At 59.6% G+C, this 22958-nt stretch carries 22 protein-coding genes; 17 read left to right on the forward strand and 5 right to left on the reverse strand.

Going from position 1 to position 22958, the window contains the following annotated elements; translation table 11 throughout:
* The first annotated feature begins 181 nt into the window (after positions 1–181).
* The 11 genes from DMZ65_RS00520 to phoB all read left to right on the forward strand — a co-directional run bounded on the left by DMZ65_RS00520 (position 182) and on the right by phoB (position 11104).
* A complete protein-coding gene (locus DMZ65_RS00520) occupies positions 182–1072 on the forward strand; it encodes a YicC/YloC family endoribonuclease (RefSeq protein ID WP_116596976.1) in 891 nt (296 codons plus the stop codon).
* A 3-nt stretch (positions 1073–1075) separates the two neighbouring features.
* On the forward strand, positions 1076–1720 hold the full coding sequence (gene gmk / locus DMZ65_RS00525; protein WP_116596977.1) for a guanylate kinase: 645 nt from the start codon (positions 1076–1078) through the stop codon (positions 1718–1720).
* On the forward strand, positions 1717–2238 hold the full coding sequence (locus DMZ65_RS00530) for a gamma carbonic anhydrase family protein (protein WP_116596978.1): 522 nt from the start codon (positions 1717–1719) through the stop codon (positions 2236–2238). The genes gmk and DMZ65_RS00530 overlap by 4 nt, the downstream gene beginning before the upstream one ends.
* A 195-nt stretch (positions 2239–2433) precedes the next feature.
* A complete protein-coding gene (locus DMZ65_RS00535) occupies positions 2434–3609 on the forward strand; it encodes a trans-sulfuration enzyme family protein (protein ID WP_116596979.1) in 1176 nt (391 codons plus the stop codon).
* Positions 3606–4637, forward strand: a complete 1032-nt coding sequence (locus DMZ65_RS00540; protein WP_116596980.1) for a sensor histidine kinase — start codon at positions 3606–3608, stop codon at positions 4635–4637. The genes DMZ65_RS00535 and DMZ65_RS00540 overlap by 4 nt, the downstream gene beginning before the upstream one ends.
* 262 nt (positions 4638–4899) lie before the next feature.
* Complete coding sequence (locus DMZ65_RS00545) at positions 4900–5940, forward strand: substrate-binding domain-containing protein (protein WP_116596981.1); 1041 nt, start codon at positions 4900–4902, stop codon at positions 5938–5940.
* Positions 5941–6032: 92 nt separating this feature from the next.
* Positions 6033–7505, forward strand: coding sequence for a phosphate ABC transporter permease subunit PstC (gene pstC / locus DMZ65_RS00550; protein ID WP_116596982.1), 1473 nt, complete (start codon positions 6033–6035; stop codon positions 7503–7505).
* On the forward strand, positions 7502–8863 hold the full coding sequence (gene pstA, locus DMZ65_RS00555) for a phosphate ABC transporter permease PstA (protein ID WP_116596983.1): 1362 nt from the start codon (positions 7502–7504) through the stop codon (positions 8861–8863). The genes pstC and pstA overlap by 4 nt, the downstream gene beginning before the upstream one ends.
* Before the next feature lie 13 nt (positions 8864–8876).
* Entirely contained in the window at positions 8877–9677 is an 801-nt protein-coding gene (gene pstB / locus DMZ65_RS00560) for a phosphate ABC transporter ATP-binding protein PstB (RefSeq protein WP_116596984.1), read from the forward strand.
* Positions 9678–9681: 4 nt separating this feature from the next.
* Positions 9682–10413 carry a phosphate signaling complex protein PhoU gene (gene phoU, locus DMZ65_RS00565; RefSeq protein ID WP_116596985.1) on the forward strand — a complete coding sequence of 244 codons (732 nt, stop codon included), beginning with the start codon at positions 9682–9684 and terminating at the stop codon, positions 10411–10413.
* A gap of 1 nt (position 10414) precedes the next feature.
* Entirely contained in the window at positions 10415–11104 is a 690-nt protein-coding gene (phoB, locus tag DMZ65_RS00570) for a phosphate regulon transcriptional regulator PhoB (protein WP_116596986.1), read from the forward strand.
* A 170-nt stretch (positions 11105–11274) separates the two neighbouring features.
* Here phoB and DMZ65_RS00575 read toward each other — a convergent pair whose 3' ends face one another.
* Together DMZ65_RS00575 and DMZ65_RS00580 are read right to left on the reverse strand one after the other, a co-directional pair.
* A complete protein-coding gene (locus DMZ65_RS00575; protein WP_116596987.1) occupies positions 11275–11793 on the reverse strand; it encodes an acyloxyacyl hydrolase in 519 nt (172 codons plus the stop codon).
* A gap of 97 nt (positions 11794–11890) precedes the next feature.
* Positions 11891–12733 (reverse strand): glycosyltransferase family 2 protein, encoded by an 843-nt coding sequence (locus DMZ65_RS00580; RefSeq protein ID WP_232824833.1) that lies wholly within the window; start codon positions 12731–12733, stop codon positions 11891–11893.
* 198 nt (positions 12734–12931) lie between these two features.
* Here DMZ65_RS00580 and DMZ65_RS00585 point away from each other — a divergent pair, with 198 nt between their 5' ends.
* The 6 genes from DMZ65_RS00585 (at position 12932) to DMZ65_RS00610 (ending at position 21239) form a co-directional block, all read left to right on the forward strand.
* Entirely contained in the window at positions 12932–14185 is a 1254-nt protein-coding gene (locus DMZ65_RS00585) for an imelysin family protein (protein WP_116597532.1), read from the forward strand.
* 47 nt (positions 14186–14232) lie between these two features.
* Complete coding sequence (locus DMZ65_RS00590) at positions 14233–15771, forward strand: di-heme oxidoreductase family protein (protein WP_116596989.1); 1539 nt, start codon at positions 14233–14235, stop codon at positions 15769–15771.
* Between the two features lies 1 nt (position 15772).
* On the forward strand, positions 15773–16756 hold the full coding sequence (locus tag DMZ65_RS00595) for an imelysin family protein (RefSeq protein ID WP_116596990.1): 984 nt from the start codon (positions 15773–15775) through the stop codon (positions 16754–16756).
* A 3-nt stretch (positions 16757–16759) separates the two neighbouring features.
* A complete protein-coding gene (locus DMZ65_RS00600; RefSeq protein WP_116596991.1) occupies positions 16760–17830 on the forward strand; it encodes a DUF1513 domain-containing protein in 1071 nt (356 codons plus the stop codon).
* 140 nt (positions 17831–17970) lie between these two features.
* Positions 17971–18765: a sulfite exporter TauE/SafE family protein gene (locus DMZ65_RS00605; RefSeq protein ID WP_198662592.1), complete on the forward strand. Its 795-nt coding sequence runs from the start codon at positions 17971–17973 to the stop codon at positions 18763–18765.
* Positions 18766–19037: 272 nt separating this feature from the next.
* The gene (locus DMZ65_RS00610) at positions 19038–21239 is read left to right on the forward strand and encodes an NADP-dependent isocitrate dehydrogenase (RefSeq protein WP_116597534.1); all 2202 of its coding nucleotides are present in this window, start codon (positions 19038–19040) and stop codon (positions 21237–21239) included.
* Positions 21240–21354: 115 nt separating this feature from the next.
* On the opposite strand, the gene DMZ65_RS00615 is transcribed toward DMZ65_RS00610, so the two are convergent.
* From DMZ65_RS00615 to DMZ65_RS00625, 3 genes are all read right to left on the reverse strand, one after another.
* On the reverse strand, positions 21355–21810 hold the full coding sequence (locus DMZ65_RS00615) for a host attachment family protein (RefSeq protein WP_116596992.1): 456 nt from the start codon (positions 21808–21810) through the stop codon (positions 21355–21357).
* Positions 21810–22040, reverse strand: a complete 231-nt coding sequence (locus DMZ65_RS00620) for a hypothetical protein (protein WP_116597535.1) — start codon at positions 22038–22040, stop codon at positions 21810–21812. Before DMZ65_RS00620 ends, DMZ65_RS00615 begins: the two co-directional genes overlap by 1 nt.
* Positions 22041–22251: 211 nt before the next feature.
* Positions 22252–22860, reverse strand: a complete 609-nt coding sequence (locus DMZ65_RS00625; protein WP_116596993.1) for a superoxide dismutase — start codon at positions 22858–22860, stop codon at positions 22252–22254.
* Positions 22861–22958: the final 98 nt, after the last annotated feature.

Below are 22958 nucleotides of genomic sequence, written 5' to 3' on the forward strand. Positions count from 1 at the left end.
TCGCCGACCGAAGTTCCGGTTAATTTGGCTTCACAAAGGTTACGAATACCTTAATAGCGCATGGCGATCACCGTTTCGCCACATTTCTTTCCAAAAGGTTAACGCATCCTCTGACCGGGTTCGCTTGCCAGCGCGGCCCGGATTGCGTAACCGATAGGCAACCGACCTGAAAGGAGCATTCATGCGGCAGTCGATGACCGGTTTTGCCTCGGGGCAGGGCAGTGCGGGGCGCTACCGTTGGACATGGGAGATCCGCAGCGTCAATGCGCGCGGGCTGGATCTGCGTCTGCGCGTTCCCGATTGGATCGAGGGGTTGGAGACTGCGTTGCGCGCCCGTTTAAGCAAGGCCGTAAAGCGCGGAAATATAACGCTGAACCTGCGCATGCATGCCGAGGACGGCGCAACCCTTCAGATGCTGAATTCCGCCCAGTTGGACGCGACCCTGACGGCACTCGCAGAGGTTGAGGCCCGCGCGATGGATCGCGGCATCACGCTCGCCCCGGCGACTGCGACCGGAATTTTGGCGTTGCGCGGCATCCTTGACAGCAGCACAACCGAGACGGACACCGCCGGGTTGCGCGATACATTGGAAGCGGATTTTATACCTGTTCTCAAAAGCTTCTGCGCCATGCGGGAAGCAGAGGGTGAGGCATTGCAAACCGTTCTGACCGCCCAGATCGACCAGATCAAGCTGCTGACGGCCGAAGCCGAAACGCTTGGCGAGGCGCGTCGCAAAGACATGGCTGCGCGGATGAAAACCGCGCTTTCGCGCGCGCTGGATAATAGCGACAGTGCCGATCCGGACCGGGTGGCGCAGGAATTGGCACTGATCGCGGTCAAGGCGGATGTGACGGAAGAGCTGGACCGCCTGCACGCGCATGTTGCCGCCGCGCACGACCTTCTGGCCAGCGATGGTCCCGTGGGGCGCAGGTTGGATTTTCTGACTCAGGAATTCAATCGCGAAGCCAACACATTGAGTTCAAAAGCACAATTCCAGCCCTTGACGCGCGTCGGGCTGGACCTGAAGACGGTGATCGACCAGATGCGCGAACAAGTTCAGAACGTGGAGTAGGCAATGACCAACCGGCGCGGCCTTTTGATTATCCTGTCCTCACCTTCGGGTGCGGGCAAATCAACCCTGTCCAGGCGGTTGCTGGAATGGGACCCCAGTCTGCGCTTTTCCGTTTCCGCGACAACACGCGCGCCACGCCCCGGCGAGGTTGACGGCCAAGACTATCATTTCATGGCCGAAGAGCAGTTCAAACATGACGTCATCGAAGGCCAGATGCTGGAACATGCGCATGTTTTCGGGAACTTCTACGGCTCTCCTATGGCACCGGTTCAAGCGGCAATCGAAGCCGGACGCGACGTTCTGTTCGACATAGACTGGCAGGGCGCGCAGCAGATTTCCAATTCTGTCCTGCGTGATTTCGTGCTGTCAGTCTTTGTTCTGCCGCCCTCGATTGCCGAATTGCGCCGCCGTCTGGAATCCCGAGGGCAGGACAGCGCCGAGGTGATCGCCAAGCGGATGCAGAAAAGCTGGGATGAGATAAGCCATTGGGACGGTTATGATTATGTGCTGGTCAATGACGATCTGGATCACAGCTTTGAAAAGCTGCGAACCATCGTGACGGCTGAACGGCTGCGCCGCGCGCAACAACCCGGCCTGCTGGATCATGTTCGCAATCTGCAAAAGGAATTCGAGGAGATCTCCGCATGACACTGTATAGCATCGACGGACAAGCGCCTGATATTGCCGAAGATAGCTGGGTTGCACCAGATGCGAACCTGATCGGGCGTATTGTTCTGCAAGCGGGGGCATCGGTCTGGTTCGGCAGCACTTTGCGCGGCGACAATGAGGAAATTCTGATCGGCGAAGGCTCGAACGTGCAGGAGAACTGCGTGTTTCATACCGATATGGGGTATCCGCTGACAATCGGCGCTGGTTGTACTATTGGTCATAAGGTCATGCTGCACGGCTGTACCATCGGGCAGAACTCGCTGATTGGCATGGGGGCAACCGTGTTGAATGGCGCGAAGATCGGTGACAATTGCCTGATCGGCGCTGGCGCTCTGATCACCGAAGGCAAGGAAATTCCCGACGGCTCGCTGGTCATGGGCGCGCCGGGTAAGGTTGTGCGGCAATTGGACGATGCCGCCATTGAAGGGTTGCGCCAAAGTGCGCGCAATTATCAGGACAATATGCGGCGGTTCCGCGCCGGGCTGAAGCCAGTCTGAAACTGGTATAACCCCGTCCCGCGGCATGTTTTGCATTAACCCTGATTATGTCGAGAATGTGGCCGTCACCCGTTCACAAGAAGGCGCGGCACTGCGTAAAAGCGCCGACGTTAACCGTGACCGTGCCAAATTGGGCAAGTTATCCATATCAGATCTGGACTCCGACAGACCGACACCCATCCGAAAGGACAACCCATGAAGCCTACTCTCATCCGTCACGGCGGGCTGCCAGCGGGCGCACAACACGCGGTTGTCACGCCGCTGATGCCATCGGTGGTTTATGCCGCCGACAGCCCGGATGCGCTGGACGCTCAATATGGCGGTGCTGTCGAGGGCTATACCTATGCGCGTGAGGGGCATCCCAACGCGGACGTGCTGGCGCGCCGGATAGATGCGATGGAAGGCGCGACCGACGGGCTGGTCGTCGGGTCCGGCATGGCGGCGGTGACGGCGGTTCTGTTGGGTCTGCTTGAAGCGGGCGATCATGTGCTGGGGGGCGATCAGCTTTACGGGCGGTCTCTGCGGATGCTGAAAGATGATCTGCCGCGCCTGGGCATCGCCACGTCGCAAGCCGATCCGACCGATATCGACGCGATGCGCGCCGCTTTGCGTCCAGAGACAAAGCTGATCCTGATCGAGGTTGTCTCGAACCCGACGCTGCGCGTGGCCGACATGACCGGTCTGATCGAGCTTGCCCGTGAAAAGAACATCCTGCTGGCCGTGGACAATACCTTCACCACGCCGCGCGCGATCCGTCCGCTGGAGATGGGTGCCGATATTCTGATCCATTCGGTCACCAAGCTGATGGCGGGGCATTCCGACGTGACGCTGGGATATGTGGCCGCAAAGGACGAAACCCTGCGCCGCAAACTGTACGATTTTGCCGTGACTACCGGGTTGACCGCCAGCCCGTTCGATTGCTGGCTGGCCGAGCGCGGATTGATGTCTTTTGACCTGCGGTTCGACCGCGCCGAGGCGACAGCGCAGCGCCTGGCCGAACATCTGGCCGGGCAGACGGGCGTGAAGCGGGTTCTCTATCCCACGCGCGTCGATCACCCTGATCACGCCCGCGCGCAGGGGCTGTTGCAAGGGCGTGGGTGCAACATGGTCAGCTTTGAGCTGGACGGCGGGCGCGACGCGGCCAATGCCTTTGTCAAAGCTGCGGATGGCGTGGCCTTTGCACCGACGCTGGGCGATGTGGGCACCACGCTGTCGCACCCGGCCAGTTCCTCGCATCGCAGCCTGACACCCGCCCTGCGCTCCTCGCTCGGCTTGACCGAAGGGTTCTTCCGCGTCTCGGTTGGTCTGGAAGAACCCACGGCGCTGCTGGCCGTGTTCGACAAAGGGCTAAAGGCGGCAAGTCAGGCATGAGGTCTGATCTGGCAAAAGCACTGATCGACGCGATCCCGCTGGCAACGATCCTGGTCGGCGCAGATGAACGCGTGCAAGCGGCCAATGCCGAGGCCGACAAGTTGCTTGGTCCGGGCGTCAGGGGGCGGCATTTTATAGCCGTGCTGCGCCAGCCTGCCGTGCTTGATGTCATCGAAGGATGCCTGCGTGACGGATCGGCGGCGACGGCGCGCTATCTGACATCGGTCGGGGCGCAGGACGTTACCTACAAGGTCAGCGCACGTCACGTTCCGGATGCAGGCGCGCTGATCTGTTTCGAGGATGTCACGCATATGGAGCAAGCCGTACAGATGCGCCGTGACTTCGTGGCAAATGTCAGCCACGAATTGCGCACGCCGTTGACGGCGCTGATGGGCTTCGTGGAAACGCTGCGTGGCCCCGCGCGCGAGGATGCCGCGGCACGCGAACGCTTTCTTGGGATCATGGAACGTGAGGCCAACCGGATGAATCGGCTTGTCGGCGATCTGTTGTCACTCAGCCATGTCGAATCGGAAGAGCGGGTCCGACCGACCGCGCGTGTCGATCTGTGCGGATTGGTCCGCTCCACATCGCATTCGCTTGCGCCTTTGGCCAAGGATGCCGGGGTGGCTCTGATGTTGGATCTGCCCGAGGACGGGTTTGATATTGCAGCCGATTCCGATCAGCTGCGTCAGGTTCTGATCAACCTCACAGAGAATGCGATCAAATATAGCGGGCGCGGGTCGACGGTTACGGTGTCGGTCACGAGCCCCGTCTATCAACCGCGTTTGCGGAGCGACGGCACCCAGCTGACGGTGCGGGATAGCGGACTGGGCATCGACGCGATCCATATTCCCCGCCTGACGGAACGGTTCTACCGCGCCGACAGCCACCGGTCGCGAGAGATGGGCGGCACCGGACTGGGATTGGCAATCGTCAAGCACATCATCAACCGCCATCGTGGCCGGATGCGCATTACCAGTGAAAAAGGGCAGGGGACGACCGTCAGCGTTTTGTTGCCCATTGGATAGACACATCCGGCGAAATTGCCGAAATTCTTGCGATGTATTCCCTTGAGAAGATCAAGATTTTGACTTTCGAAATGTGAATGAAGTCACTTTTAATTACTGATTATCAAATAGTTGGTCGAAGAACTTCAACGCATAACCCCCAGCGCCGTCAATGTCATAAAACCGTTACGAACTTGTCACAAAACCATAGCGTGCCCGTCTTATGTCGTCGCTCAGGGTCATCACGAGGATGACTGCGAATTTTGTCAAACAGGAGCCACCTATGTCTTCCGTAAAACTAACCGCCTCTGCACTGGCGATTGCTGCCGTTTCCGCCACAGCCGCTGCGGCGCGTGACCAGGTACAAGTTGCAGGTTCCTCGACCGTGCTGCCATATGCCTCGATCGTGGCCGAAGCCTTTGGCGAAAACTTCGACTTCCCGACACCCGTCGTGGAATCGGGCGGATCGTCGGCCGGGCTCAAGCGTTTCTGCCAGGGTGTTGGCGAAGAGCATACAGATATTGCCAACGCTTCGCGCAAGATCCGCGAAAAGGAAATTCAGGCCTGTGCCGAAAACGGTGTGACCGACATCGTCGAAGTCCGCATCGGCTATGATGGGATCGTCTTTGCCAGCCAGCTGACCGGCCCGGCTTATACCGAGTTTACCCAGTCCGACATTTTCAACGCCTTGGCACCGAAGGTCATGGTTGATGGCAACCTGGTCGACAATCCCTACACCAAGTGGTCCGATTTCAACGCTGATCTGCCGGCCGAAGAAATCCTTGCGTTCATCCCCGGCACCAAGCACGGGACGCGCGAAGTGTTCGAGGAAAAGGTGATCGCGGTTGGCTGTGCAGAAACCGGCGCAATGGAAGCGATGATCGCGGGCGGCATGGATGAAGATACCGCCGAAGATGCCTGTCTCCAAGTGCGCAGCGACGGCCGCTCCGTTGATATTGACGGCGACTATACCGAAACGCTGGCCTCGATCGACGCCAACTCAAACGCCGTCGGCGTGTTCGGCCTGGCGTTCTACGAGAACAATACAGACGTGCTGAAAGTTGCGACAATGGCCGGTGTCGCACCGACCACCGAAAGCATCGCAAGCGGCGAATATCCGGTCTCGCGTCCGCTGTTCTTCTATGTGAAGAAAGCTCATATCGGCGTGATCCCTGGCCTGAAAGAGTTTGCCGAATTCTTCGTCGCTGACGAGATCGCAGGCCCGGATGGTCCGCTGGCCGAATATGGTCTGGTTTCCGACCCCGAACTGGCCGACACGCAGAACGCGGTTGCCGATGAAAAGACCATGAGCGCAGAGATGTAATCAGGCGTCTGCCTGACTGCCGGGGGCGGACCACCTTGCCGCCCCCGTTTCTTCGTTTGACCTTTTGAACTGACAAACACACTGGGGGGCTTATGCCTGTTTTCTGGCTCGTGATTGTGGTGCTCGCACTTGCGGCGGCCGGGTATATCCTGGGCCGGTCCCGGGCGCTGACCAGCGCCGGAGGGGACATTCGCCGGTTGCATTCACTGCCGTCCTATTACGGTTGGAATGCGGCGCTGAAGGTGATCATACCGGCATTGCTTTTGCTGGTGGTCTGGCTGCTGGCACAGCCATTCTACGTCAACAGCGTCGTGTCAAAAATGATCCCGCAAGCCGAGATTTCCGAAGGGTCAAGCCGCGGCCTGGTGATGGCCGAGGTGCGTCGCACGGCCAACGGCCTTGACAGTATCGCTGCGGCCGGTCTGATCGACGATGATGAGACGCGCAATTTGCGGGTGGACACCACCGACGTCACCAAGCTTCTCAAGGATGCGGGGCAGGTGGTGACATCGGGCATCACCCAGCCGGTGCTTGCCGCGGCCCAGCATTACCGGATCATGAAAGCGTCCGGCGATCTGATCATGTCGATTGCCGTTGTGGCGTTTGCCTTGGCCGGATTGCTGTGGGGTGTCAGAGAAAGCCATTTCGATTTCCGCGCACGCAACGTGGTGGAGCAGGTCGTAAAGGCGCTGCTGATTGCAGCCGCGTCAATAGCGGTGCTGACCACCGTAGGCATCGTCTTTTCGCTGATCTTCAACACTTGGGAATTCTTTCGACTGTACCCGGCGGCGGATTTCTACACGCTGTTCGAATGGGCACCCAGCTTTTCGGGCCGTGGCGGCGCGTCCAGCTTGGGCATTCTGCCGCTTCTTTGGGGTACGTTCTATATCTCGCTTGTGGCCTTGGTCGTCGCGGTCCCGGTTGGTCTGTTTGCCGCCATCTACCTGTCCGAATACGCCAGCCCGACCGTGCGGGGCTTTGCCAAGCCGATGCTTGAATTGTTGGCGGGCATTCCAACGATTGTCTACGGCCTGTTTGCCTTGTTGACGGTTGGCCCGATGTTGCTGACCGTGTTCGGAGATGATGGTTTGGGCTGGATGCAGGGCGGACGCGCGGTGATGACCGCCGGCATCACGATGGGCATCATGTTGATCCCTTTTGTCAGTTCCTTGTCGGATGACATCATCAACTCTGTCCCGCAGTCGATGCGCGACGGGTCTTACGGGCTGGGTGCGACCAAATCCGAGACCATCAAGCAGGTCGTTCTGCCTGCCGCCTTGCCCGGTATCATCGGTGCCGTTCTTCTGGCCGCGTCGCGCGCGATCGGCGAGACGATGATCGTGGTGCTTGGGGCAGGGGCCGCGGCCCGACTGTCGCTCAATCCGTTTGAGGCGATGACGACCGTGACCGCCAAGATTGTCAGCCAATTGACCGGCGACAGTGATTTCGCCTCGCCCGAGGCGCTGGTGGCCTTCGCGCTTGGCATGAACCTTTTCATCCTGACCTTGGCGCTGAACGTTCTGGCACTTTACATCGTGCGCAAATACCGGGAGCAGTACGAATGACCGACACAAGCTTTACCCCGCCCGGACGTGTACCTGCGCCACGCCACGGCTCGCTCATCACACTTGATGCCCGTACAAAAAAGCGTAACGCCGCCGAAAAGCGGTTTCGGATGTACGGCATCGCCGCCATTGCCACTGGGCTGATCTTCCTGACGGTTCTACTGAGCGCCATCATCGCGAACGGGAAAGGGGCGTTTCAACAGACCTTCATCACCACGCAGGTTTTCTTTGATCCGGCCAAGCTGGACAAGAACGGCGACCGCAACATTGATGACATCAAGAAGGTCTCGACCTTCGGATATACGCCGCTTCTGCACAACGCGATTTTTGCCGAAGTCACAGATCGCGGTATCGAGACGCCTCTGACCAAAGCCAGCGAGATGAAGGCGCTTATATCAGCGTCGGCGGCTGCGCAGGTGCGTGACGCGGTCATCGCAAACCCCGATTTGATAGGCGAAACGGTCGAATTCCGTATCCTCGCGTCGTCGCGCGTCGATGGCTATCTCAAAGGGCGTGTATCCCGCGAAAGCGTTATCCGTGACAAAAGCATAGATGCCGAACATCTGGACCTTACTGATGCTCTGGCAGATGCGGGTGTCATTGAGAAACGTTTCAACCTCAGCTTCATCACGGGTGCGGATGCATCCGAAAGCAGAGCGGAACAAGCCGGTATGGGTGTTTCCATCCTGGGTTCCCTGTTCATGATGCTGGTGGTGCTTGTTCTGTCGCTGCCCATCGGTGTTGCTGCCTCCATCTATCTGGAGGAGTTTGCAAAACAGAACCGTTGGACGGATCTGATCGAGGTGAATATCTCGAACCTCGCGGCGGTGCCGTCCATCGTGTTTGGTATCCTGGGCCTTGCCGTGTTCATCCAGTTTGCGCATCTGCCGCAATCCGCGCCGCTGGTCGGCGGGCTGGTGCTGACGCTGATGACGTTGCCGACGATCATCATTTCGACCCGAGCGTCGCTGAAGGCCGTGCCGCCTTCGATCCGGGATGCAGCGCTTGGCATTGGGGCCTCGAAGATGCAGTCCGTGGTTCACCATGTCTTGCCGCTGGCCGCGCCCGGCATTCTGACCGGGACAATAATCGGGCTGGCGCAGGCGCTCGGGGAAACCGCGCCGCTCTTGCTGATCGGGATGGTTGGCTACATTGCGTCGAACTATCCCGATGGGATCGCGTCGGGCTTTCTGGATCCGAACTCTGCCATGCCGGCACAGATTTACGAATGGGCAAAACGCGCTGACCCGGCCTATTACGAACGCGCCTGGGGGGGCATCATCATCCTGTTGGTTGTCCTGCTGTCGATGAACCTTATCGCGATTATCCTGCGCCGCCGCTTTGAGCGCCGCTGGTAAACGGAGACCAAACATGTACGATGCGCCTAAATCTCTGGAGACGACCTTGGACCAGAAAACCGCCAAGATCACAGCCCGTGACGTTCAAGTTCATTACGGCGACAATCACGCCATCAAGGACGTGAATGTGAACATCGAAGCCAATACCGTCACCGCATTCATCGGACCTTCGGGCTGCGGAAAATCGACGTTTCTGCGTTGTATCAACCGGATGAATGACACGATCGACATCTGCCGTGTGCAGGGGGAAATCCTGCTCGACGGTGAGGATATCAACGACAAGCGGGTCGATCCGGTGCAATTGCGCGCCAAGGTCGGCATGGTCTTCCAGAAACCCAACCCGTTCCCGAAGTCGATTTACGACAATATCGCCTACGGTCCGCGCATTCACGGGCTGGCAAAGAATAAGGCTGATCTCGACGCAATCGTTGAGAAATCCCTGCGTCGCGGTGCAATCTGGGAAGAGGTCAAGGACCGGCTGCATGCCTCCGGCACCGGGCTGTCGGGCGGCCAGCAACAACGCCTGTGCATCGCGCGCGCCATTGCCACGGAACCCGAGGTCTTGCTGATGGACGAGCCTTGTTCGGCGCTTGATCCCATCGCCACGGCCCAGGTCGAAGAGCTGATCGACGAATTGCGCCAGCAATATTCGGTGGTGATCGTCACACATTCCATGCAGCAGGCCGCAAGGGTCAGCCAGCGGACCGCCTTCTTTCATCTCGGCAATCTTGTCGAGTTCGGTGACACGGTCAAGATCTTCACAAATCCCGAAGACAGCCGCACCGAAAGCTATATCACTGGCCGGATCGGATAGAACCATGAATGACAGCAGACATATCGCATCGGCTTTTGACCGGGATCTGGACTCGATCCATGCGAAAATACTGAAGATGGGGGGGCTGGTCGAGGCGTCCATCGTCGACTCTTCCAAAGCGCTGGAAAGCCGCGATCAGGAACTGGCCGAAAAGGTGCGTCGCGGCGATGCCGCCATTGACGCGCTGGACGAGCAGATCAATGACGAGGTGGCCAACCTTATCGCGCTACGCGCACCAACAGCGGTGGATTTGCGGACCGTGCTGGCGATCATGCGGATGACCTCGAACCTGGAGCGGATCGGTGATCTTTCGAAGAACCTTGCCAAACGGTCGGACGTGCTGGGACAACTGACGCAGATTTCCGGCGCGACCGGGTCGATCCGGCGCATGACGCGCGAAGTCGAGGCGATGCTGAAGGATGCTTTGGATGCGTTCATCCAGCGCGATCCCGATTTTGCACGCGACGTGATCGAGCGCGACCGCGAGGTCGACGAGATGTACAACACGCTGTTCCGCGAATTCCTGACCTTCATGCTGGAGGATCCGCGCAATATCACCGCCTGCATGCATTTGCATTTCATCGCCAAGAACGTCGAGCGCATGGGCGATCATGTCACCGCGATCGCCGAGCAGGTGCTGTTTTATGTCACCGGGGAAACGCCGGAAGGAACCCGACCCAAAGCGGATGTCACCTCCATGGACATGAAATATAACCCCGAAGCGGAGCCAGACTAGGATGAGCGCGTCACAACCAACGATACTGGTGGTCGAGGACGAAGCCTCACAGCGTGAAATCCTGTCCTACAATCTGGAGGCTGAGGGATTTCGCGTCGCCGTCGCCGAGAACGGCGAAGAGGCAATGCTGCTTGTCGCGGAAGAGGTGCCGGACCTCGTGGTGCTGGACTGGATGTTGCCGAACGTCTCGGGGATCGAGGTGTGCCGCCGCATCAAAAGCCGCTCTGATACCCGTAGCATTCCGGTCATCATGCTGTCGGCCCGCACCGAAGAGGTGGACCGGGTCCGCGGGTTGGAAACCGGCGCTGACGACTATGTCGTAAAGCCGTTTTCGGTCGTAGAACTTATGGCGCGGGTGCGCGCGCAGCTGCGCCGGACACGGCCCGCGACAATGGGCGCGCGTCTGGAATATCTCGATATCCTTCTGGATGCCGAAACCCACAAGGTCACACGCGCGGAAGCACCGCTGAAACTGGGTCCGACAGAATTTCGGCTGCTGGCGACGTTCCTGGAAAAGCCGGGCCGGGTCTGGTCGCGTGAACAGCTGCTGGATCGGGTTTGGGGCCGGGACATCTATGTCGATACGCGCACCGTGGATGTTCACATCGGACGTCTGCGCAAGGCATTGTGCCAATATGGCGGCGAAGATCCTCTGCGCACGGTTCGGGGTGCAGGCTACGCGCTGGGTTAGAGATCTCGTCGACATTCAATTGGTATGGCAGATGATCCGGAATGGAAAGGGTCTGCCGCCCATACACCATTCGTATAATCTGTATTATGTAAATATTAGAGGTGCGCACGAGATGAAATTGCAGCCTGAATGGACATTTCATTAAGAGCTATGCTTCGCTCTGTATACGTTCAGTTCGTTGGAATGCTGACGCGCAACTGGATCGTCTCAAGCCCAAGATTGTCGTCGTACAGCCCCGCATTCGAGCGGTGATCGTAGGCCAGACCGAACCGCGCGCCGCTGCGTCCTTGAAGGCCAAACTCGATACCGGAGCGGAATTCGATCGGGCCGCCAAGATCCGGGCCGCCACCTTGCAGATACAGACCCGTCATCGCGTGAAGCTGCATATAGGCGGTCTGGCTGCGATTGCTCATCGTATAGGCATGACCCAAACCGGCCCAGGCATCGCCGCGCCCGGTGACCGATAGACCGTAGATCATCTGAAACGGACCATGCGCCTTGCGCGTATCGCGACGAATGTAAATTTCTTCGTCGACTTGTTCATCTTGGAAATACACACCGCCGCCAGAGATGGCGGTGTATGACGGCACCTGATTATAAGCGAGACAGCCTTGGTTGGGACAATGGTTCTGCGACATGTCCCAAAGCCCAAGTGCAAGGGTCAATACCGCGAAAGTTCCATCAGCCATGCTGTTCTCCGTTCCTTGACTTGGTGCGTCTGAATGCCTCGAAACACTGGTGGTGTCCAGTCTTTGTGCGGGTCGGTTTCTACAACTTTATCCGGTATTACTCAAAGGTTTCGAACCAATCAGGCAGCACGGTGCGAAACGGAAATTTCAAAGCTCGCGCTTTGACGACACCCAGGCGCTCACTGCGCATGGGATCGTTGGAAAGCGCACGAAAGGCCTTTGCCCGCGCCTTGTGCCATGGCAGCACGGGTTTGGCCCGGAAACTTTCCAGAAAGCGCGCTGCGTCTGCATCCGCCTCACGCCAGCCAGCGCCGGGTAATCCTTTTTGGCCTGTCGTCGAAATTGCAATACGGTCAGCGTTGACCTGTTCCAGCGCGGTCAGATTGGCATATTTCAAATGTACCAGATACACGCCCTCTGGCATCACGAAAGGAAAACCCGCCAGCTTTTGCAGCCGCACTTTCGTGCCATGCAATGTCAGGTTGACCGGCTTGGAGTGCGCGAACGCCTTGCTGTAATGGCCTGTAAAGGAAACGTTTTTACGCGTTCTCCAAAACCCGTCCCGCAATGGTCGATCTTCGGCCTGTTCAACCAGATCAAGGCCAAGCGCGGTAAGGACGGGCACCCTGCCCGCTGCGGCAAATATCTGTTGAAGTGTGCCAACACGGGGATCGGTGCAGATCACTTCGTCCACATCGGTGCGGATCACCCAATCATAGCTGGCGAGCAACCCGGCCTGAAACCCGTTCAGCAATTCCGACCGCCTGCGGTCAAAATGGCTGAGGTCATCACGCGGAATCGTCCAGACACTTGCGCCCGGACAGATCCGCTGAACCTCTGGGTCGGCACCATGCGCCACGATATACAGCGCGTCGGCCCCCAACAGTCGCGCGTAGTGACGATACCAGGCACCCAAAGCCCAATAGTCTTTGTAAACCATTGTCAGTGCGCAGATTTTCATGCCGCCCTCGCGTTTCGAGGTAAATGGTTAGCCGCGCCAATACCGCCTGACAAGAGGCTGGTCTGAAATAGCCACATTCCTGATTGTTCTTGTCGGATTGACTTATCCTAGTCTTTTTGTCAGTAACTTGACCAGAAATGCAATCAAGCCCACCGCGAACCGACAGGAAAGACTATGATGATACGCACGATGACAGCCGCCTGCGCCTTGGCCGCGTTTTCCACGCCGCTGATGGCCGGAAAGGCCGACGTTCTGAACACCTATGCCGACATCGCGCAGGCCGGATACGAAGACAGCCTGACCACGGCACAACGCCTGTCGGATGCCATTGATGCGCTTCTGAAAAACCCGTCTGCCCAGGCATTGACCCGCGCCCGTGAGGCCTGGATCGCCGCGCGTGTACCGTACCAGCAGACAGAGGTGTTTCGTTTCGGGAACGCGATTGTCGATGATTGGGAAGGCAAGGTAAACGCCTGGCCGCTGGATGAAGGCCTGATCGACTATGTCGCCGATGATGCCGGGCCGACCGATGAAAACCCCTATGCCGTGCTGAACGTGATTGCGCAGCCGACATTCACCTTGTCAGGTCAGGAAATCGACGCGACCTCGATCACGCCAGAGCTTCTGGAAACCACTCTGCATGAGGCGGATCAGGTTGAAGCAAATGTCGCAACCGGTTATCACGCCGTGGAATTTCTGCTTTGGGGTCAGGATCTGAACGGCACCGATCATGGCGCGGGCGACCGGCCCTGGACCGATTACGCCACCGGCGATGATTGTACCAATGGCAATTGTGACCGGCGTGGCGAATACTTGCGTGCAGCGACCGATCTGTTGCTTTCCGATCTGGAATGGATGGCCGCGCAATGGGGCGCAGACGGCGAAGCGCGCAGCACCTTGACGGCGGATGAAGATGCCGGGCTGGTGGCGATGCTGACCGGGATGGGCAGCCTTTCTTATGGCGAACAGGCGGGCGAGCGGATGAAGCTGGGCGTCATGCTGAACGATCCCGAAGAAGAGCATGACTGTTTTTCCGACAACACCCATAACAGCCATTTTTATGACGGGCTGGGCATTCGCAACGTCTATACCGGGCATTACACCCGCGTCGATGGCAGCATCGTAAGCGGCGAAAGCCTGTCCGATCTGGTCGCAGAGGCCGATGCGGATGTTGACACTGCTCTGCGCACGCAACTGGATGCAACCATGTCGCGTCTGGCAGCGATCAAATCCACCGCCGAGGCGGGCACCAGCTATGATCAGATGCTGGCGCGCGGCAATGACGCCGGCGAAGCCCTGATCATGAGCGCGGTTGACGCGCTGGTGAACCAGACCCGCGGGATTGAGCGCGCAGTGACCGCGCTCGGTCTGGACGGCGTCGGCATCGAAGGCTCCGACAGCCTTGACGATCCAGACGCAGTCTTTCAGTAAACGGCCAAAACGGGGCGGCGACCGGGCCGCCCCAACAGGATCACCACATGACGTCTCGTCTGGCTCTCACTTCACTGGCTTTCACTTTGGCACCGCTTGCGGCAATGGCAGAGATCCCCACGGATCACCCGCTGGCCACCCTGCCCCGCACCGATGCGGAAATTGCCCGGATTGCCCGCGCCGTCGCGCCGCCCACCGATTTCACGGTGCCTGAACCGTTCGAGGCCAATCCCGGCGGGGGGGCCACCGTGCGCGCGCGCGAGACCTCGGATGCGTTTTCGCTGCCATCAGGCAATATCAGCTTTGAGGACGAGCTGGACTTCAAGCTGGGCAACGGGCTGTTCCGCAAACTATGGGTTTCTTCGCCCTCCTCGACCCGCGCCTCTGACGGGCTGGGACCGGTCTATAACGCGCGTTCGTGTCAGCGCTGCCATCTGAAGGACGGGCGCGGGCACACACCCGAAGGACCGGAGGACAGCAATGTGTCGATGTTCCTGCGTCTGTCTGTCCCAAGCAACGCAGAGCCATCGAAGATTGAAACCTACCTGACAGGCATCGGTGACACCACGCCGCGCACCCGTCCTGATCCGGTCTATGGCGGACAATTGCAGGATTTCGCCGTCCCTGGTCACGCCGCCGAAGGGCAGATGCGCGTGACATACACAGATCAGCCGGTGACGCTTGGCGATGGTGAAGTGGTGACGCTGCGGGCACCAAGTTACAGTATCGCCGACGCGGCTTATGGCACCCCTTCCCCGGACATCCAGATATCCGCCCGCGTAACTCCGCAGATGATCGGCCTTGGCCTGCTGGAGGCGATCCCGGCCGAGGATATTCTGGCGCTGGCCGATCCCGAGGATGCCGACGGTGACGGAATTTCCGGCAAGGCACAGGTGGTCTGGTCTGTGGAATATGATCGCCCGATGTTGGGACGTTTCGGGTGGAAAGCCGGCAATCCTTCCGTTCTGGAACAGGCTGCCAGTGCCTTTGCGGGCGATATTGGAATCTCCAACCCATTGTTTCCAAACGCATCAGGCGATTGCACCGCGCGGCAGGACGCCTGCGTGGCGGGCCCGCATGGCGATGACGATGCGCGCGGAACAGAGATCGACGCCGAAGGGCTGGACCTTGTTACCTTCTACAGCCGCAACCTTGGCGTCCCTGCCCGCCGCGACATCGACGATCGCCAAGTGTTGCGCGGCAAGGAAGTCTTTTACTCCTCAGGTTGTGCCACCTGTCACCAGCCGAAATTCGTCACCGCGCGGCTGAAGGATCAGCCGGAACAGAGCTTTCAACTGATCTGGCCGCATACCGACATGTTGCTGCATGATATGGGCGAAGGGCTTGCCGACAACCGGCCAGAGCTGCGCGCGACGGGCCGGGAGTGGCGTACCGCGCCGCTTTGGGGTATCGGTCTGACACGGCAGGTCAGCGGCCATGAGGCCTATCTGCATGATGGCCGCGCCCGCACCTTGCTGGAGGCAATCCTCTGGCATGGCGGCGAAGCCGAAACCGCCCGCGAGACCGTGATCGGGTTGGACAAGCCCGACCGCGACGCCCTGATCCGCTATCTGGAAAGCCTGTGACATGCGCCTGATCCTTGCCCTCGCCTTCGCTGCCGGTCCTGCCTTTTCAGGCGTCCCGGAGGCGGTGAACGACCATATCCTGCCGATGACGGCGCGTTTTTCGGAAGCTGCCGAAAATCTGTCAACTGCTGCAAAGACTGACTGCACTGCCAATGCCTTGCAGGACGACTTTCAAGCGGCTTTCGATGCATGGATGGGGGTTTCTTATCTTCGGATCGGGCCTGTCGAACAAGACGGGCGCGCGCTGGCGATCCAGTTCTGGCCGGATACGCGGGGTTTGGTGCCACGCACCGTCGCAAGGTTGATCGCGGATAAGGATGCTGCCGCCCAGTCCACCAAGCAGTTTGCCGACGTCTCCATCGCCGGCCGTGGCTTTGCCGCGCTAGAACGTGTGCTGTTCGAGCCGAAATTTTCCGATTATACGCCAGACAGTTACACCTGCAAGCTCGCGCAGGTAATGAGCGCCGATCTGGCGCAGATGGCGGCTGCCATAGATCAAGACTGGAGCGACGAATATGCCCAGACCGTCACCAGCGCCGGGGATGCCGGAAACGCTACATTCTTGACCAAATCCGAGGCCGCGCAGGCGCTTTACACCGCTTTGACGACAGGGATCGAATTTACCGCGGACCAACGCCTTGGTCGGCCCTTGGGCACGTTCGATCGCCCGCGCCCCACACGGGCCGAAGCGTACAGGTCGGGCCGGTCGCTGCGCAATGTTATACTATCACTCGAATCCTTGCATGGATTCGCACAAGTGCTTGCCGATGGTCCGACCCCGCAGATTGATGCCGGTTTCGACATGGCACTGCAAACAGCGCGCGATCTGGATGATCCGGTCTTCGCCGGTGTCGAAGATCCGCAGGGCCGCTTGCAAGTCGAGATCCTCCAACAGAAAATCAAGGCGCTCCTGCCTGCGATCGCCAATGAGGTTGGCGTGCCGCTTGGGGTTTCCGCCGGGTTCAACGCGACGGATGGGGACTGACCGATGATCGCACGGCGCGCTTTTCTCGGAAGCCTTCTGGCGGCGGCAGGCACACCACGGCTTAGCTGGGCGGATGTTGGCAGCCCGGCATGGCTTGGCGCGGCGCGGGATGCGGACGGGTTTTATGTGCTGCTGGGGCTGGCGCGGGACGGGGCGGAACGGTTTCGCATTGCCCTGCCCACCCGTGGTCATGCCGCCGCAGCCCACCCCACAGCGCCCGAGGCGGTGGCCTTTGCCCGGCGTCCCGGCACCTTTGCGCTGGTCGTCAACTGCCTGACGGGCGAGGTGACGCACCGGCTGCAAAGCCCGGAGGGGCGGCATTTTTACGGGCATGGCGCGTTTATCGCGAATGGCGACATCCTGTGTACCACCGAGAACGAGATTGAAACGGGTGCGGGCCGGATCGGGCTTTGGTCCCGCAAACGGGGCTATGCACGGATTGGAGAGATCGCCAGCCACGGCACTGGCCCGCATGAAATTCTCAGCACAGCAGGTGATGTTCTGGTGGTCGCCAATGGCGGCATCCGCACGCATCCCGATCAGGGCCGTGAAAAGCTGAACATCCCCGAGATGCGGCCAAGCCTTGCCTATATCGCCCCGGATGGCGCGCTGCTTGAAGAGGTCGTGCTTGACCCGGAGCTGCACATGAACTCGATCCGCCACCTTGCGCAAGCGCCCGATGGCACCGTCGGTTTTGCGATGCAATGGCAGGGAGAGTCCTCGGACCCGGTGCCGCTTCTTGGATTGCATGAACGCGGCAAGGAACCGCGTCTGCTTTCTGCCGATCTGGGCGAGCAGTTGGCGATGCAGGGTTATGCGGGCAGTGTCGCGTTCAGCCGCGACGGCACAGATATCGCGATCACCTCGCCGCGCGGCGGGCGGGTACACCGGTTCGATGTCGCCACAGGTGCCGTCCAAAGCCTTGCCCGCGCCGATGTTTGCGGCATCGCTGCCGGGCCTGACGGAATGGTGGCAACGGACGGTCTGGGCGGCCTCTTGCGTCTTGGTGCCCGGCCCGAACCGATAGCACGCTTTGAAGGGCTTAGCTGGGACAACCACCTTATCGCCCTCTAACCCCTTGCAATACCCTGCTTTCGCAGTCAAATTGCGGCACGAGACAGGGACAGACGGCCCATCCGTCCTTGCACTGACCACAAGAAATTCAGGCGCTGTGCCCGCCTGCCCGTTTTGCGGCGGGGCTGACAGGATGATCCATGGACCTCGCTGCGCTGACCTATTTCAATGACCTTCCGACATTGATGCTCGGGGTTTTGGCGGTGTTTCTGGTGGGCCTGTCCAAGGGCGGCCTGGGCGGGGCGATGGCGCTGATTGCGGTACCTCTCCTGGCCTTTGTCATGCCGCCGATGCAGGCGGCTGCCCTGCTGCTGCCGGTCCTTCTGGCCATGGACGCAATCAGCCTTTGGGCATGGCGCGGCTATTACGACAAACATCTGTTGGTGCAAATGCTGCCCGCCGCGGTGCTGGGTATCGTGATCGGCGCATCGGCGGTGTCGATCACCTCGGATGATTTCGTGCGGCTGCTGGTCGGGCTTGTGGCGCTGCTGTTCGTTTTGCGTGTCGCCATCGGCGCGCGCGGCAAGACGGGCCGGGTTTCCGCGCGCCGGAACGGGCTGCTCGCCACGATATTCGGCACGCTGGCGGGTTTCACCAGCTTTGTGGCCCATGCAGGCGGCCCGCCTTTTCAGGTCTACGCGATGCCGCTGCGGCTGGACCCGAAGATCTTCACCGGGACATCGGTGATCTTTTTCGCGGTCGTCAACGCAATCAAGGTTATCCCCTACGCCGCACTGGGGGAGTTCACCGCGCAATCGCTCTGGTCGGCGCTTGTCCTGCTGCCTGTCGCCTTGGTGTCAACTTTGGTGGGGGCGGCAATCGTCAAGCGCATGCGGGCCGAGGTTTTCTATCCGTTGATGTATGGGATGGTCGCCATCGTGTCCTGCAAGCTGATCTATGACGGCCTGAGCGGAATGATGACGGCTGGCGCATGACCGGCCTACTCCCGGCGCGCGTGCCTGCCGAACGCTGGCTGAAGATGCCACCGTTTTCTGCCTGTTGACGCGGCAGATCGCCACTGTTTGCGCCCATTGTACGCCATTGTATGCAGAGCGCATTGACACGCTGCACCCGCTGATCTAGGCGACAGGCAACTGCGCGGAACCGGGGGTCGTGGATGCCCTGCGTGCCTTCCCGCCGCGTGCCTCCGGGCGCCGCCACGCATCCTGCCTGGCCGCCCGTCCTGAATGCGGAGACGGCTGACATCATGGCGAATTCAGAAACACCCGATATCATCTATACCATCGTCGACGAGGCCCCGGAACTGGCCAGCGCATCGCTGCTGCCGATCATCCGGTCTTTTGCCAAGGCCGCCGACATCGGGATCGAGACGCGCAATATTTCCGTTGCCGGGCGCATCCTTTCGGCATTCCCCGATTTCCTGACCGAAGAGCAGCGTATTACCGATGACCTTGCCGAACTGGGCAAGCTGGTCAAGCAGCCGACCGCCAATGTCATCAAGCTGCCCAACATTTCGGCCTCGCAGCCGCAATTGAACGCCGCGATCAAGGAACTTCAGGGACAGGGCTACGCCCTGCCCGACTATCCGTCCGATCCGCAAAGCGATGCCGAAAAGGACATTCAGCGCCGCTATGACGCGATCAAGGGCTCTGCCGTGAACCCTGTGCTGCGCGAAGGCAACTCTGACCGGCGCGCGGCCAAGGCGGTCAAGGCCTATGCGATGCAGAACCCGCATTCGATGGGCAAATGGTCCGCCGACAGCCGGACTCATGTGGCGCAGATGGACGGCAATGATTTCTTCTCCAACGAGAAATCCGCCACCATCACCGCGGCACAGGCCGGGCCTGCCAAGATCACCTTCACCGCCGAGGATGGCACCGAAACCGTGCTGAAAGACGGGCTGATCTATGACGAAGGCACCGTCGTCGATGCCACGTTCATGTCGGCCGCCGCGCTGCGCGATTTCATCCGCGCGGAAGTTGCCAGCATGGAGCCGGGCGTGCTGTTCTCGGTTCACCTGAAAGCCACGATGATGAAGGTCTCGGACCCGATCCTCTTTGGCCATTTCGTCAGCGTCTATCTTGAGGATTTCCTGGCCAAGCACGGCGACACCGTTGCGGCGCTGGGTTGGACACCGAATGCCGGGATCGGCGATCTGGAATCGAAAATAGCCGGCAATGCAGAGCTGGAGGCTGACCTGAAAGCGGCGCTTGACGGCAAGCCGCCGCTTTACATGGTGGATTCCGATCGTGGCATCACCAACCTGCATGTGCCCTCGGACGTGATCATTGACGCCTCCATGCCGGCGGTGATCCGTGCGGGCGGTATCGGCTGGGGTCCGGACGGCAAGGCGGCAGAGACCAAATGCTGCATTCCCGACAGTTCCTATGCGCCGGTCTATGACGAAACGATCAAGTATTTCAAAGAGAACGGCGCGCTGGACCCGACCACTTGCGGGGCGGTGTCCAATGTCGGGCTGATGGCCCAGAAGGCCGAGGAATACGGCTCTCATCCCACCACGTTCGAGATGGCGGGCAAAGGCACGGTCCGCATCGTTCTGGGCAATGGTGACGTGCTGCATGAACACGCCGTGAATGAAGGCGACATCTGGCGCTCTGCCACGGCGAAGAAAGCCCCGATCGAGGATTGGATTCAGCTTGGCATCGCCCGCACCAAAGCCACCGGTGCGGCGGCCTTCTGGCTGGACGCGAACCGTGCCCATGATGCGGAACTGATCAAATATGTGAAACCCGCGCTGGAGAAGGCGGGGATGGACATTCCGATCATGGCCCCGCGCGCCGCGACCCGCTTCACGCTGGAGACGATGACCAAGGGCGATGATTGCGTGACCATCACCGGCAACGTGCTGCGTGATTACCTGACCGACCTGTTCCCGATCCTCGAACTGGGCACCTCGGCCAAAATGTTGTCCATCGTCAAACTGATGAATGGCGGCGGGTTGTTTGAAACCGGGGCCGGCGGTTCCGCGCCCAAGCATGTGCAGCAGTTGATGGAAGAAAACCACCTGCGCTGGGACAGCTTGGGCGAGTTCTGCGCGCTTGGCGAGTCGCTGAAGTTTCTGGCCGAAAGCCGGGGCAATGCCCGCGCCGAGATCATGGGCGAAGCTGTCGAAGTAGCGACCCAGAAGCTTCTGGAGACCAACAAATCGCCAGAGCGCAAGGTTGGTCAGTTGGATAACCGGGACAGCCATTATTGGTTCGCCCGCTACTGGGCAGAGGCGCTTGCGGCACAAACCGCAGATGCCGATCTGGCCGCGCATTTCACGCCGATCGCCAAAGCACTGGTTGACAGTGAAGAGGCAATCGCGGCCGAGATCACCGCAGCCGAAGGCAAAGCCGTCGATCTGGGTGGCTACTACCATGGTGATCCCGACAAGACCTCCACCGTCATGCGCCCCAGCACCACGCTGAATGGCATCATCGGCTAACCCTGACGGATGAAAAGAAAGGCGCTGTCAGGACCAATTCCTGACAGCGCCAGTCAATACTCAAGGAGCATGCCACCAAAAGGCATTCCTGATGCGCGGTTTGCGCACGGCAACCCTAGCGCTCTGCCAGTTCCGCCTTGATCAACCCTTCGATCTTGTCGATCGGGTGGTTGGTATATGTCTTGGATATCTCGGCGATCACGCGCGACGATACCTCTTTGTGCAGCTTGTCGCGCAATTCGCCAAGAATGTTCGGCGGCGCGGCGATGACCAGCTTTTCGAACTCATTCTTATGCGCTTTCTGATACAGGATGTCGGAAAGCTCGTCGGCGAAGCGCTCTTTCGCAAGTTCGTGCCAATCCGTGTCATCCATGGCAGAGCGTTGACCCACGCCCGTATCCTGCATGCGGCCCGGCCGATTGGCCGATTGTTCGCGGTCGGACGGATTGTCCTGCTCTTCGTGCTGCATCACATTGAGATCGGGATCCTGCGCATCCAGATCGTTGCGCAGAAAAAGCGCCTTCTCGCCATCCGCGACAAGAATCCAAGTGCCTTTTGAAAGTGCGACCATTACACTTTCTCCTTATCACCACTGCGGTTCTGATCCTGCCCCAATGGTCGGGTCTTGCCGGCCGAGGTTTCATCATACCGCTTCTCTTCATCGCGGGTGCCGACCTTGCGGGCAATCTCTCCGCCTGACCGCCCTGCCTCTGAAGGCTGATCTTCCAGATTTTCGGGCTTCTCACCCAGAACCTGCTCAGTCTCGCGTGTGCCGTCGGTTGATCGCTTTCTGTCTGCCATGACGTCCTCCTTTGGCTGCATCAATGAACCAACCCCCAGCGCGGCACTCCTGTTCCATGCCCTTGTGAAGCTTGTCCGAGTTTCTTCACCGGGACGTCTGCAATATCGAAATCCATCGTCCATTGCGCAGATTTTCTGACGCTGGCCGCCACGCAAAAACGCCCCGCAGCGCAGGGCCACGGGGCGTTCAAATCGATTAGGTCGGATTCGTTCAGGCTTTGGACAGCCGCTCTGCCACGTTATCCCAGTTCACAAGGTTCTCCAGGAAGTTGGACAGGTAGGCCGGGCGCTTGTTGCGGAAGTCGATGTAATAGGAATGCTCCCACACATCGCAGCCCAGAAGCGCGGTCTGGCCGAAGCAGACCGGGTTCACGCCATTTTCGGTCTTGGTGACCTTCAGGCTACCGTCACCATCGACGACCAGCCAAGCCCAGCCGGAACCGAATTGACCTGCGCCCGCAGCCGAGAAGTCTTCCTTGAATTTTTCGACCGAGCCGAAAGCATCCTTGAGGCGCGATTCAAGCTCTCCGGGCATGGCGTCCGAGCCTGGCCCCATCATTTCCCAGAACTGGGTGTGGTTCCAGTGCTGCGAAGCGTTGTTGAAGATACCGGACTGGGCGACGGCGTTGGCGTCATATGTGCCCTTGATGATCTCTTCCAGAGATTTGTCCGCCCACTCGGTCCCGTCGATCAGCTTGTTGCCGTTGTCGACATAGGCCTTGTGGTGAATGTCGTGGTGATATTCCAGAGTCTCCTGCGACATGCCTTTGCTGGCAAGGGCGTCGTGGGCATATGGAAGATCGGGAAGTTCGAAAGCCATTTTGGGGTCCCCCTAAGTGTTGTGGCTGCTATACGATAACTGCGCATTCCGTTCAGTAAGGTCAACCCTTGGTGGCGCTTTCGGGTTCCATCCGATTC

The organism is Primorskyibacter marinus (genome assembly GCF_003313245.1).
In the GTDB taxonomy this organism is placed as follows: Bacteria; Pseudomonadota; Alphaproteobacteria; order Rhodobacterales; family Rhodobacteraceae; genus Primorskyibacter; species Primorskyibacter marinus.